Here is a 12,082-nt window from a genome sequence, read left to right as displayed (position 1 = left end):
GCTTATCCCCTCATCGCTCTTGTCAAACCCTCTTCCACCGACACCGGAGGCACCCAGCCCAACAATTCCCGCGCTTTCGAAATATTCACCTGCAAATTACCACACAGCCGTTGCATCGCATCGCCCTTGCCCAGCAGAGCTCCCGCCGCCTGCAAAGCCCACATCGGCACTGGCAGCAAGCGCTCAGGCACACCGGTCGCCCTTGCCATGCCGCGCACCAGTGCAGTTGTTGAAAGGTCTTGCCCATCGCTCACCAAAAAAATCTGGTTGGCCGCTTGCGGGTGGGTGATGCAGGTGACGATGAAATCGACCAGATTGTCCAGCGCCACCAGACTGCGCTGGTTGTGCACCGCGCCCAATGGCAAAGGCCAGCCTTTCTTCACCGCGCGCATCAAAGTCGCAAAGTTGGCCTTGACACCGGGGCCATAGACCAGCGGCGGGCGGATGATCACTACGTCCATACCCGTATCAGACGCAATCTGGCGCAAACCCTGCTCAGCCTCGTACTTGCTTAATGCATAGGCGTCTTGCGGATTGGGTGCATCGGTTTCGCTGAACACTTGCCCGGCCTGCGTGCCTTCACCGTTGACCTTCACCGAACTGATGAACACGAACCGCTCGACCCCTGCAACTGAGGCCTGACGCGCCAGATTCAGCGTGCCGTCAACATTGACGGCGCGAAAAGCAGCCAGTGGATCAGACGCCGTGTCATGCATGACGTGTACGCGGGCGGCCAAGTGAACTACAACGCGGGCCCCGTGCAGGGCATGATGCCAATCGGTGGTAGCGTCAATCTGTTCAACGGCGACCGACTGGGGCAAACCGGGCGTTGAATCGGCCGTTCGCGCCGACGCGCGAACCTTTGCCCCATCGCGCATCAGGCGTTGGCAAAGGCGCGAACCCACCCAACCGCTGGCACCGGTGACCAATATCGTCATGGCCGTCGCCGCTGATTGAGTTGCCGGTACACAGGTGACAAGAAGAAACGCAACATGCTGGCAATATGCCAGCGCAAAAACTTCAAACTCCGGTGGCTGCTGCGCTGGGCGTGGTGAATCACCCGCGTTTGCGGACACACCACCACCCGGTAACCTTCCAGGCGCAATCTGGCACACAAATCCACATCTTCGTAATACAGGAAATAGCGTTCATCGAAACCGTGCAACCGCTCAAAGACCTGACTTGAAAACAGCATGAACATTCCCCCCACCCAGTCTGGCTCAGCATTCTGTGTGGTCAATGAATCAACTGCCTTTTCTTGATGTCCAAATACTTTGGCAAGAATAATCCGCGGCGTGGGAAAGCACCGCACACTGTCTTCAAGCTCACCGGAAGTCCCCACGACCAGCGGCGCCACAACACCGACAGCCGGGTCTCTCAAACGGGACACAAGCATCGGAAAAGGATCTGAGTCAAAACGAATGTCAGGATTGATGACACAAAAAAACTGGCCTGAAGCCTGTTTGAAAGCCTGATTGTGGTTGGCTCCGAAGCCTCTTGGCGTCAAATTTCTGATGACTTTGACTGGATAAGAGTAATCTGCGTCGAAGAAGGTAAGCGCCTCATCCAGATTAAGTGTCAGGATCAGTTCAAGGTTCAAGTTTGCACAATTTTCCTGGATATCTTGCATTAATCCGCAAATCAAAGCCATTTGTCGGTGACTAACGACAGAGATCGACACAAGCGCCTGCGGTGGACGGTCTATTTTTTCCATCGCAAGTAGCCTGCGTAGATCACCAAACGGCGTAGGTACTTCAACAACGAGTACGCCACCAGTACACCCAACTGCGGCGCATTGACATGACCAGCCCGATACAAACGACGATAGTTACCCAAATCGCTGCGCTCCATCAGCCACACGCGGGAACTTAAACCAGTCACGCCAAACGGGTCTTTGTAAATCGCGGCCAAAGCCACCGGTAGTTTGACGACACGATCACCTGCACAGACCACGCGCAACCAAAGCATGTGGTCTTCCATATAGCGTTGCCGCTCGATAAAACGGTGGTGGACCTCACGTTTGATCATCACTGATGGCGTTACAAACTGATTGGACACCAGCATGGCCCACTTGCTGACCTCTCGTGCATGACCCAGGCCAACGCTCCAGTAGGGCAGCACACCCTGCTTGAGCAAGCGGAAACCATGTCCGCACAAGACCACATCCGGCAAGGCACGCATATAACCATACTGGATCTCAATTTTGCGAAAATGCCAGGCGTCATCGGCGTCTAAAAAGGCCACGTACGGCTGACTGGCTATCGACCATCCCGCATTGCGGGCACTGCCGGCGCCCACGTTTTCATCCAAAAAAACCAGCTTGATCCAACCTGATTCAAATTGTCGGCTGAGCTTCTTCATGATTTCACGGGTTTCATCACCGCTGGCATCGTCAACCAGGATCACCTCTTCAGGACGCTGTGTTTGAGCGGCAACCGAGGCAATGGCACGCTCAAGAGTACGGGCGCACCGATAGCAGGGAACCACAACGGAGACTGCTGCCATATCGTTCATGCGCTGAAATACCCACTGAGAACCGACCTGGCACGACCGAATTCAGCCATCAACACACGTTTGAGAACCATGCGCCCAACCATCATGAGCACGGACAGCAAAGGCGCGGGCGAATAACGTCGTAAAAACCGAACGCCCGACCGTGTGAAATAGACGTCCAATTGACGGCTTCCCTTGCCCAGACTGCCTGAGAGTTTGTGCCAGACACGAGATTTTTCTGCAACCGCCAGTTGCCAGCCGGCCTGCCGCAACCTGAATCCCAAATCTGAATCTTCCCAATACATGAAATAAGTTTGATCATCAAACAAACCCGACTGCAACAACGCTTCCCGTCGAAGCAGAAGGGAGGCGCCGGATACAAAATCGAGCTGAGCAGGCGACACCTGATGGCGCGAGAGCCCAGCCCAAAGATTCACTTTGCCGCCGCCCCACATTTGAACCTGCGCTGGCCTGTCTGCCTCATACAACACCGACCCCACCGCACCCGCCGACGGCTGCGAATCTGCCAGGCGTACCAGTTCAGTGAGCGCACTCTGATCCACTGTTGCATCGTTGTTGATCAGCCAAACGTAATCGGCACCCTGTTCAAGCGCGTATCGGATGCCCGCGTTACAACCTCCGCCGAAGCCCAGGTTGGCGCCCGTTTGAATGACTTTGATGTTCTGGAAAGCAGTCTCGATATTAGCTTGCGAGTCGTCCGTGGAACCGTTGTCCACCACGATCAAGTCAAAATCCGGATAGTTCAGTTTTTGCAGGGACGCAATACACGCCAGCGTGTCGCGCCAGCCGTTCCAGTTCAACACCACCACTGCAACCTGCTTCATGCCAAGGACCTGCTTTTTGGTTTGAAACGCAGGGCGCGTTTTTCAAGCGCATGCCACGACACATAGGCAAGCACGCTCGTGATCAAAAGCGACAGGGTCACGTGCGTCAAGAAAGTCCAACCGCGGCTGCGCCCCAATGCCACCACCGTCTGCTGAACAGGAAAAGCAAAAATATACATGCCGTAAGACAAGTCACCCAGGCGATCGGTCAACCTGGCACCCCAGGGCGCATGCTGTGCAGCCATGACCAACGCTGCAACCAAAACCAAAATGCCGGTGCGCTCGACACCGCGCGTGCCAAGCAAAAGAAAGGCCAGCAATGCGACAACAATCGCAACGGCCCAACGATTGGATTGCGCTGCTGGTTGCGCCCGAACATAGCCATACATCACCCCCCACCAAAACAGCGACACCATCTCCAGATGCGGAATGAAACGGACGCCAACCAGCAGCGATCCGTACGCGGCAGCCAGCACAGCCAAGCCGAGGCTCAGTGCCATCAAGCCATTTTTCGACACCAGTCCAATGCTGCCCAGCAAGGCAACGGAGACATAGCAGAGGCATTCAACCCGTAACGTCCACAAAGATCCATTGACTACGGATGGCAAGGGATTCTGGACAAAAACACCAGGCAATTCATTTGGTGTGCCAAAAACACCTGCAAAAAGGTAACGCCAGGTAGTCGCTGATTCAAAATAGTCAACCACCGAAAGACTCGACTGAAACAACCCCAGGATCAAAAGACAGAGCAGCACGGCAACCCACAATGCAGGAAAAATCCGCAATGAGCGCCGAATAAAGAACCGCTTCAGGTCTGGGTCCTGCGCCCAGCTAGTCCACACCAAAAAGCCGCTCAAAAAGAAAAAAATTGAAACACCGAACCCGCCCAACGTCGTCCAAGCGAATACTTCTGGCTGGCCCGTCCCAAGAATCGCAAATTCATGGCTGAACAACACAAAGGTAGCAGCAATCAGCCGCAACAAATCAAAAGAATTTTTTTGTGGCTCAGCCATGAACACAATGAAACTGGCGCGCGTCAAGCATCAAGCGGTGGAGACTCATTTACCGCACTTTGCACGTTGACAAAAAATACTGGTAAGAGACCAGTTCCTGAAAAAGTCCCAGTGTCATCAAGTTCAGCGCACCCTTTGCAGACCAACCGTCAAACCCGGTCGCTGTGCAGGTCACAGAGCCGAGCAGCGGATGTGACAAAAGCGCCCTGGCTGACGTCTTGGTAAAAAAACGCAAATGCGTTCGATCCAGCAAGCCGGCATCTTCATAATCCCATCGTCCGCCAAAGAGCAAGGGCAGCACCACACTGTAGTGCCGCACATTGGGCAAGCTGACGATCAAGGTCCCTCCGGTTTCCAGATAGTGCGTTGCCAGGCGATCGACAACCCGCCACGGGTCGACCATGTGTTCCAGCACATCCAGACACAAAATGAGGTCGAACTTTTGCGCAACACCTGGTAAATCATGCCGTTCAAAATCGAGGCAAAACACTTCGTCTGCAAGAAGGCGTGCCTGGCCCGCAGCTGCATCGGCGATTTCAATGCCCATGGTATGTAGCGCCTGATGGTCCCGCCGCAACCACCCCAGCGTGGCCCCGGAGCCGCAGCCGATCTCAAGCACACGTCCACAATTCTTGGGTAGCAAGGGCGTTATCTCTTTGCGCGCATGCGCAAAGTAGTCGCCTGATTTATCGGAGTAAGTTTGCATGTCCCAAGGTCAATTTCAAAATTTAATGCCCATCGATGGGCTTAGGGTTTGCTTGTGCCACATCCAGCCCAAAACCCCGTAGTCTATGATGCTTCTCAACAGCCAAGCCCACGCCGCACCGACCAACCCCAGCCAGGAAATCGCAAAAAACACCAGCACGGCATAGGGAACCAGCTCAGCCGAATGCAAGAGGGCAACAGCCCGCACCTTGCCAACCGCCTGCAAAGCGGTAAATGGAATCTGCGCCACGGCATTGACGCCAAAAGCCACCAGCAATACCTGCGTAAGTGTGCCACTTTGCTGGGCGAAGTCCTCCCCGAGCCACAGCGCCAACGCCCAAGGCGCTGCCAAGGCCCCCACCACAACCAGGACGGCGACGACCAGAGCACTGAAAATGCTTGACCGTCGAACCAATTGATGGGATCGACGCAAGGCACTCGGGTCTGTCGCCGATGCCAGGCTGGACAAACGCGCCAACTCGGGCAGCAGCACACTGCACAGCGCAGCAACCAGCACAGGCAAGCGCGACACCATGTCAAATGGCACGGCATAGACCGCCACGGAGCTCGCCGCGAGTGTCGCGCCAATCACAAACCGGTCCACATAAACAATCACCGGCCCCACCACATTGCTCACTGTGACCCAGCCACCAAAGGACAACAGGCGACGTAACCAGGGCCATGTGCTGTGCCGTAGCAAAACTGCGGGCATAGCGGCCATGGCGTGACCTATTTCATGCGCTGTCAATGCCGACAAAACGAGCAGGTGCAGCAAGCGCACCAAAAAAATTCCGAGACAGGCCCATACCAGACTGGGGGAAAAGTACGCAGTCAGGCAGGGGATCGCTACCAGCAAGATACCGGTGGGAATGCGCAGCTGGTTCAGTGCCCTGAAAGCCCCCACACCCTCCAGATGACCCCTGAACGCCGAGGACAAAAGCAGCAAAGGCAGACTTGGCAATGTCCATAAAAGAGCCAAGCGCACCTCATTGATCAGTTCTGCGGAGCTCAGCTTGAAGGGAGCACCCCATATCGCAATACAACTGCCCAACACTGCGGTCATCGCCAAGCCGACCGCCAGAAGCAGCACCAACGCAGACCCCACCACATGAATTTCATCGGCCAAAGCGCGTGGCCTCCCTGACCGGTCTGCGGCCACCGCCACGGTCACCGCCCGACCCAAGCCCATGTCGAGAAAGCTGAAATACCCCACCACGACCCAGACCAGAGACAACACACCCAGCCGCTCTTGGCCCATGTAGTGCATCAGCCAAGGTACTGCGGCCAATGCAGCAAGCATTGGCACCACAGTGCCCATGAGCGACCAAACAGCGGAATTGACAAATTGACGGGATGAGGGAGCAGTCTTGGCCATTGGGATCCATTTCGTCCGGCCGCCGGTCACACAAACAGACATCAGACAACGCGAAATCAGCGCAACAAGGCGCCAACAAGCGCCTCATTGCGAATTATCGCTGCGGCGGGATTTGATCAAAAATGGATTCCCCGCATCATTTGCTGCAGCGCCACCGCTTCGGCTGACAACTGCTGTTTGACCGGTTTGTCGCCCGGCTTTGCGCCCTTGGCTGCGGTCGAGTCGGGGAACATCCTGAAGCTGGTGTTCATGGCGATTTGCGCCACGCGCGGCAAGGCGGCATGCAAGATCTGGCCGGTAATACCCAGGCGGGTGGCGATGCGCACCGGTTTGAAGATGCAGGCTTGGGCGACCATGTCGGCGGCCTCTTCTGGCGTCAGCGTGGGCACGTTGTTGTACAGGTTGGTGGGCGCGATCATGGGCGTGCGCACCAGCGGCATGTTGATGGTGGTGAAAGTGACGCCCTGGTCGGCAAACTCGCTTGAGGCGCAGCGCGTCCAGGCGTCCAGCGCCGCCTTGCTGGCCACATAGGCGCTGAAGCGCGGCGCGTTGGTCAGCACGCCAATACTGCTGATATTGACCACATGGCCTTTTTGCCTGGCCACCATGCCGGGCAAGAAACCGGTGGTCACGCGCAGACTGCCAAAGTAGTTGAGCTGCATGGTGCGCTCGTAGTCGTGAAAACGGTCGTAGCTCGACTCGATGGCGCGGCGAATGGAGCGGCCCGCGTTGTTGACCAGAAAATCAACGCCACCGTGTTCGGCCGTCACTTTCTGCACAAAGGCCTCACAACCAGCGGCCTCGGAAATGTCCACCGCATAAGCGATGAACTGGTAGCCGCGCGCCCGTGCTCCGGCACAGGCCTCATCGAGCTTGTGCTGGTCGCGCCCGCAAATCAGCGTGATGGCGCCGGCCTCGGCAAACTTGTGCGCAGCGGCCAGGCCGATGCCGGACGAGCCGCCTGTGATCAGCACCACCTTGCCCCCGACGGTGCCGCGCAGGCTGCGGTCGATGTGCAGGTCGGGGTCGAGGTGGCGCTCCCAGTAGTCCCACAGGCGCCAGGCGTAATCGTGCAGATTGGGGCATTCGACACCGGTGCCCTTGAGCGCGACCAGCGTGTCGCGGCAATCAAAGCGCGTGGGGTAGTTGACAAAGGTCAGCATGTCTTCAGGCAGCCCGAGGTCTTTCATGATGGCCGCGCGCACGCGGCGCACCGGGGCCAGCGCCATGAGGGCCTTGGTGACGTTGCGCGGCACAAAGCCAAACAGCGCCGCGTTGATGAACAGGTTCATTTTTGGGGCGTGCGCCGCCTTGCTGAAAATGTCGAGCACATCACCGACGCGGTAGCCCACCGGGTCCACCAGGTGGTAGCACTTTTGGTCGATGCTTTTCTGGTGGCTGATGGTGGCCAGCGCCGCCACCACAAAGTCCACCGGCACGATGTTGATGCGCCCACCCTCCAAGCCGATCGACGGCAGCCACGGCGGCAGCAGCTGGCGCATACGCTGGATCAGCTTGAAGAAGTAGTACGGGCCGTCGATCTTGTCCATCTCACCCGTGCGGCTGTCGCCCACCACCATGGCAGGACGATAGACCGACCAGGGCAGCTGGCACTCGGTACGGACAATTTTTTCGCTTTCGTGCTTGGTCATGAAATACGGGTGCTCGTAGTTCTCGGCCTCGTTGAACATGTCTTCGCGGAACACGCCTTCATACAGGCCGGCAGCGGCGATCGAGCTCACATGGTGGAAGTGCCCGACGTCGATGGCGCGGGCCAGTTCGATGGTGTTGCGGGTACCGTCGATGTTGACCTTGATCTGGCTGACCTCGTCGGCGCCCAGATCGTAAATGGCCGCCAGATGGTAGAAATGGTCGATCTGCCCCTTGAGCATTTTGACGTCTGCTGCAGCAAGACCCAGCTTTTTGCTGGTCAGGTCGCCAAAAACGGGAACAAGGCGCGCGGCGCTGGTTGCGCAGAACTCACGTAGCGCCTTGACTTTGCCCTCGCTGTCCTTGCGGATCAGGAAATACACCACCGCGCCTTTGCGCTCCAGCAGTTTCCTGACCAGCCGTTTGCCGATGAATCCGGTTGCCCCCGTGACGAAATAACGCATTGGTGTCTCCAAAAGAATGGTGCCATTTTTGCCTGAATCGGGCTTGTCGCACTTTATCGTAAACCCGGCCCTGTGCGCCCGTTTTAGGAAGCTGCCCCTACACATTGGCGCTCATCCTCTTTAAAGTCGCCGGCATGCACCGATGATCCTGGTGCACCTATTTTTTCCTTAACCCAGCAGGAGTTCATCATGGTTACCAAGCTCAAAAAAGCCAGCCCGGCAGCAAAATCGCCAGTCAAATCCAGCGCCAAATCTTCCGGCAAAAAGTCCGCCAAGTCATTGGCCGCCAAGTCGTCCATTTTGTCGGGTTCGGTCAAGGACTCGGCCCAGCAGATCTGGCAGGCCGGCCTGGGCGCATTCACCAAGGCGCAGGTGGAAGGCACCAAGGCATTTGAAGCACTGGTCAAGGAAGGCGTGAGCTTTCAGCGCAAAACCCAGTCGGCTGCCGAAGAAAAAATCAACGTGGCCACTCACAAGATGACCACCATGGCCACCGACATCACGAGCAAGGCCTCGGGTCAGTGGGACAAGCTGGAAAACATTTTTGAAGACCGCGTGGCCAAGGCGCTCAACAAGCTCGGCGTGCCGTCGTCCAAAGACATCGACGCCCTGATTGCCCGCATCAACGCGCTCAACACCAGCGTGCAAAAGCTCACCCCGGCCAAAACGGCAGCCCGAGCCAAGCCAGCAGCCAAAGTGTCAGCCAAGCCGATTGCAAAAAAAACGGCTCCGCGCAAGGTGCCAGCAGCCAAAAAAGCAGCCCCGGCTGCTCAGGTAAACCCTGAATAAACAGGGGCTTGAAGCGCCCTACACTGCACAGTATGACGCGACAAAAACCCAACGCACCCAGGATCGCCTTGGCCATGGCCGGCGGCGGTCCGCTCGGTGCCATTTTTGAGATCGGCGCTCTGTGCGCACTGCAGGAGTCGCTCGAGGGCATCGATTTCAACCGGCTGCAGCATTACGTGGGCGTATCGGCCGGCAGTTTTATTGCAGCGGGGCTTGCCAACGGCATCACGCCGCACCAGTTGTTCTCGCTGTTCATCGAAGACCGCAAACGTCAGGCAGAGGCCTTCGACCCGGCTTGGTTGCTGCGTCCCGCTTTTACGGAATTTTTCTCGCGCAGCATGCTGCTGCCGGGTTTGTTGATGGCAGGCACCTGGAAAGGCACGCTGGGGCGCAAGTCCTTGATGCGCACGCTGGAATACCTGGGACCGAGTCTGCCCACCGGGGTGTTCTCCAATGCCCAGATCCATGTGGAACTGGCGAAGCTCTTTGCAAAACCTGGTCGCAGCAACGATTTCCGCCATCTCGAAAGCCGCCTGACGCTGGTGGCCACACATCTGGACAGCAGCCAGGCCGTCTCTTTCGGCCGCCCGGGCTGGGACCACGTGCCCATCTCCAAGGCCGTTCAGGCCAGTGCCGCCCTGCCCGGGTTGTTTCCTCCGGTCGAGATCGACGGCCAGCATTTTGTCGATGGTGCCCTGATCAAAACCATGCACGCCTCGATTGCACTGGACGAAGGCGTGGACCTGATGCTGTGCATCAACCCGCTGGTGCCATTCGACGCCTCGGCGCGGCAGAGCGTCACCGATGCCGCCACCCCCTGGGCCGCACCCGAGCCGATTCCGCGCATTGCCGACGGCGGCCTGCCCGCCGTGTTGAGCCAGACCTTCCGCTCGCTTATCCACTCGCGACTCGTGCTGGGGCTCAAAAGTTACGAGCAAGCCTACCCCCATACCGACATCGTATTGTTCGAACCCGACCACCGCGACCCCGAACTATATTTGGCCAACACCTTCAGCTACAGCCAGCGCCGCCATCTGGCCGAGCATGCCTACCAGCAAACGCGCCAGTTGCTGCGCTCGCGCCAGACCGGCTTGAGCACCAAACTGGGCTACCACGGTATCAAACTCAACCACGCTGTGCTTGACGACACCAGCCGCCACCTGTGCCGGCCCCAGCGCGAGCCCACGCGGATCAGCCACGCCCTGACCAGGCTGCACAACATCATGAACAACCTGAACCAGGTGGTGCAAGCCGCCGAGCCCGCGCAAGGCCGGTCGGCATGGTAAAAAAAGCCCCCCGACGCACCGCCGAGCGCATTCTGGAAGTCACACTGGCACTGTTCAATCGCTTTGGCGAGCCCAATGTGTCCACCACACTGATCTCGGCCGAGCTCAACATCAGCCCCGGCAACCTGTACTACCACTACCCCGCCAAAGACGAGCTCATCAACGCGCTGTTTGATCGTTTTGAGCGCCCCTTGAACGAGTTGCTGGGAGCGGGCGACGATGTGCGCAATGTCGAGGATGCCTGGTTTTTCATGCACACACTGTTCGAGCTGATCTGGAAATACCGCTTTTTGTACCGCGATCTGAACGATCTGCTGAGCAAGAACCGGCGCCTGGAAATGCACTTCCAGTCGATCCTGAAAAACAAGACCCGCTCCATCAAGGCCCTGCTCGACGGCATGCGCCGCGGCGGCGCGCTGCAAATCGACTCGCGCGAGATCGATGCCACCGCCACCAGCATGGTCGTGGTGCTGACCTACTGGCTCAGTTTTGAATACGTGCGCGACCCGCGCAACGCACTGGAAGAACAAAACGCACAGACCGCGCTGCTGCGTGGCGCCCAGCATGTGCTCAACCTGCTGGCGCCCTATCTGGAGCCAGGCCAGCGCAGCCACTTGCTGAAACTGGCCGATGCCTACAATAAGGAGGTCAAGTAGCACGACAGGGAATGGCAAAGGAGACAAAAATGACGAAATGGACAAAATTCCCGTTTGCGGGAGACTACAACTTCGATGCCGAAAGCGTCAAGAAGAAATGGACCCGGTTGCACGCCGGTGATCTGGAGCCCCTGCCCAAAGACCCCCAGTTGCTGCAGGCCTGGGCACATTTCCACAATGGCGAGTTTTACAAATCCATGTCGCTGGGGCTGGACATGGGGCTGGCCGGCCTGAACGTGGCCAACAAGGCTGTCTGCATTTACGCCACCTACCTTGAGAAGCAGGAAGCGACACGGCAGTCCCTTTTTTCCGAAGTGGCCGAGCGCGCCGAGACCCAGATCATCGAACAACCCGACAACATCAACGCCTATTACCTGCGCGCCTATGCGCTGGGGCGCTACAGCCAGGGAATCAGCGTGGCCAAGGCGCTGGCGCAAGGCCTGGGCACCAAGGTCAAGAACGACCTTGAGCACGTGATCCGCGAGAAACCGACGCACCCCGACGCCCATATTGCGCTGGGCAGCTTTCACGCCGAAGTGATCGACAAGGTGGGCGAACTCATTGGCGCCATGGCCTACGGCGCCCACAAAAACACCGGGCTGACGCTGTTTCAGCAGGCGCTCAAGTTCAACATGGAGTCCGCCTTTGGCATGGTCGAATACGCTCACGCCATGCTGATGCTCGAAGGCGATGCCGTGGTCAGCGAGGCAACTCGCTTGTACCAATTGGCCGCCCGCGCGAACCCCATCGACGCCATGGAACGACTGGACGTCGAGCTGGCCAAGGCCGAGCTGGAAGACTGACGC

The 12,082-nt window shown here is 57.9% G+C and carries 12 protein-coding genes; 4 read left to right on the top strand and 8 right to left on the bottom strand.

Going from position 1 to position 12,082, the window contains the following annotated elements; all coding sequences use genetic code 11:
• Positions 1-2: 2 nt before the first annotated feature.
• The 8 genes from PHF15_RS06515 to PHF15_RS06480 form a co-directional block, all read right to left on the bottom strand.
• Positions 3-938 carry an SDR family oxidoreductase gene (locus PHF15_RS06515; RefSeq protein ID WP_300119885.1) on the bottom strand — a complete coding sequence of 312 codons (936 nt, stop codon included), beginning with the start codon at positions 936-938 and terminating at the stop codon, positions 3-5.
• On the bottom strand, positions 935-1,714 hold the full coding sequence (locus PHF15_RS06510; RefSeq protein ID WP_300119883.1) for a glycosyltransferase: 780 nt from the start codon (positions 1,712-1,714) through the stop codon (positions 935-937). Before PHF15_RS06510 ends, PHF15_RS06515 begins: the two co-directional genes overlap by 4 nt.
• Positions 1,702-2,514 (bottom strand): glycosyltransferase family 2 protein, encoded by an 813-nt coding sequence (locus tag PHF15_RS06505; RefSeq protein WP_300119882.1) that lies wholly within the window; start codon positions 2,512-2,514, stop codon positions 1,702-1,704. The genes PHF15_RS06510 and PHF15_RS06505 overlap by 13 nt, the downstream gene beginning before the upstream one ends.
• On the bottom strand, positions 2,511-3,323 hold the full coding sequence (locus PHF15_RS06500) for a glycosyltransferase family 2 protein (protein WP_300119881.1): 813 nt from the start codon (positions 3,321-3,323) through the stop codon (positions 2,511-2,513). The genes PHF15_RS06505 and PHF15_RS06500 overlap by 4 nt, the downstream gene beginning before the upstream one ends.
• Before the next feature lie 11 nt (positions 3,324-3,334).
• On the bottom strand, positions 3,335-4,351 hold the full coding sequence (locus PHF15_RS06495; protein ID WP_300119880.1) for an acyltransferase: 1,017 nt from the start codon (positions 4,349-4,351) through the stop codon (positions 3,335-3,337).
• A 49-nt stretch (positions 4,352-4,400) separates the two neighbouring features.
• Positions 4,401-5,057 carry a class I SAM-dependent methyltransferase gene (locus PHF15_RS06490; protein WP_300119879.1) on the bottom strand — a complete coding sequence of 219 codons (657 nt, stop codon included), beginning with the start codon at positions 5,055-5,057 and terminating at the stop codon, positions 4,401-4,403.
• A 15-nt stretch (positions 5,058-5,072) separates the two neighbouring features.
• A complete protein-coding gene (locus PHF15_RS06485; RefSeq protein ID WP_300119878.1) occupies positions 5,073-6,431 on the bottom strand; it encodes an oligosaccharide flippase family protein in 1,359 nt (452 codons plus the stop codon).
• A gap of 116 nt (positions 6,432-6,547) precedes the next feature.
• Positions 6,548-8,545, bottom strand: coding sequence for an SDR family oxidoreductase (locus PHF15_RS06480; RefSeq protein WP_300119877.1), 1,998 nt, complete (start codon positions 8,543-8,545; stop codon positions 6,548-6,550).
• A 189-nt stretch (positions 8,546-8,734) separates the two neighbouring features.
• Between PHF15_RS06480 and PHF15_RS06475 the strand changes: the two genes are divergently transcribed.
• The 4 genes from PHF15_RS06475 to PHF15_RS06460 are packed head-to-tail and all read left to right on the top strand — an operon-like array spanning position 8,735 to position 12,079.
• Positions 8,735-9,334 (top strand): phasin family protein, encoded by a 600-nt coding sequence (locus PHF15_RS06475; protein WP_300119876.1) that lies wholly within the window; start codon positions 8,735-8,737, stop codon positions 9,332-9,334.
• Between the two features lie 32 nt (positions 9,335-9,366).
• Positions 9,367-10,620, top strand: a complete 1,254-nt coding sequence (locus PHF15_RS06470; RefSeq protein ID WP_300119875.1) for a patatin-like phospholipase family protein — start codon at positions 9,367-9,369, stop codon at positions 10,618-10,620.
• Positions 10,614-11,276 carry a TetR/AcrR family transcriptional regulator gene (locus tag PHF15_RS06465; protein ID WP_300119874.1) on the top strand — a complete coding sequence of 221 codons (663 nt, stop codon included), beginning with the start codon at positions 10,614-10,616 and terminating at the stop codon, positions 11,274-11,276. The genes PHF15_RS06470 and PHF15_RS06465 overlap by 7 nt, the downstream gene beginning before the upstream one ends.
• Positions 11,277-11,305: 29 nt before the next feature.
• Positions 11,306-12,079: a hypothetical protein gene (locus PHF15_RS06460; protein WP_300119873.1), complete on the top strand. Its 774-nt coding sequence runs from the start codon at positions 11,306-11,308 to the stop codon at positions 12,077-12,079.
• Positions 12,080-12,082 lie beyond the last annotated feature (3 nt).

It is taken from the genome of Rhodoferax sp., assembly GCF_028689295.1.
Lineage (GTDB): Bacteria > Pseudomonadota > Gammaproteobacteria > Burkholderiales > Burkholderiaceae_C > Rhodoferax.
The sequence above is the reverse complement of the archived record's forward strand: the minus strand, read 5'-3'. Positions and strand labels throughout refer to the sequence as shown.

Excerpts from the sequence above, each read along its gene's own strand:
- PHF15_RS06485 (WP_300119878.1), bottom strand. The coding sequence starts at position 6,431 with ATGGCCAAGACTGCTCCCTCATCCCGTCAATTTGTCAATTCCGCTGTT.
- PHF15_RS06515 (WP_300119885.1), bottom strand. The coding sequence starts at position 938 with ATGACGATATTGGTCACCGGTGCCAGCGGTTGGGTGGGTTCGCGCCTT.
- PHF15_RS06465 (WP_300119874.1), top strand. The coding sequence starts at position 10,614 with ATGGTAAAAAAAGCCCCCCGACGCACCGCCGAGCGCATTCTGGAAGTC.
- PHF15_RS06470 (WP_300119875.1), top strand. The coding sequence starts at position 9,367 with ATGACGCGACAAAAACCCAACGCACCCAGGATCGCCTTGGCCATGGCC.
- PHF15_RS06490 (WP_300119879.1), bottom strand. The coding sequence starts at position 5,057 with ATGCAAACTTACTCCGATAAATCAGGCGACTACTTTGCGCATGCGCGC.
- PHF15_RS06475 (WP_300119876.1), top strand. The coding sequence starts at position 8,735 with ATGGTTACCAAGCTCAAAAAAGCCAGCCCGGCAGCAAAATCGCCAGTC.
- PHF15_RS06480 (WP_300119877.1), bottom strand. The coding sequence starts at position 8,545 with ATGCGTTATTTCGTCACGGGGGCAACCGGATTCATCGGCAAACGGCTG.
- PHF15_RS06495 (WP_300119880.1), bottom strand. The coding sequence starts at position 4,351 with ATGGCTGAGCCACAAAAAAATTCTTTTGATTTGTTGCGGCTGATTGCT.
- PHF15_RS06460 (WP_300119873.1), top strand. The coding sequence starts at position 11,306 with ATGACGAAATGGACAAAATTCCCGTTTGCGGGAGACTACAACTTCGAT.
- PHF15_RS06505 (WP_300119882.1), bottom strand. The coding sequence starts at position 2,514 with ATGAACGATATGGCAGCAGTCTCCGTTGTGGTTCCCTGCTATCGGTGC.
- PHF15_RS06510 (WP_300119883.1), bottom strand. The coding sequence starts at position 1,714 with ATGGAAAAAATAGACCGTCCACCGCAGGCGCTTGTGTCGATCTCTGTC.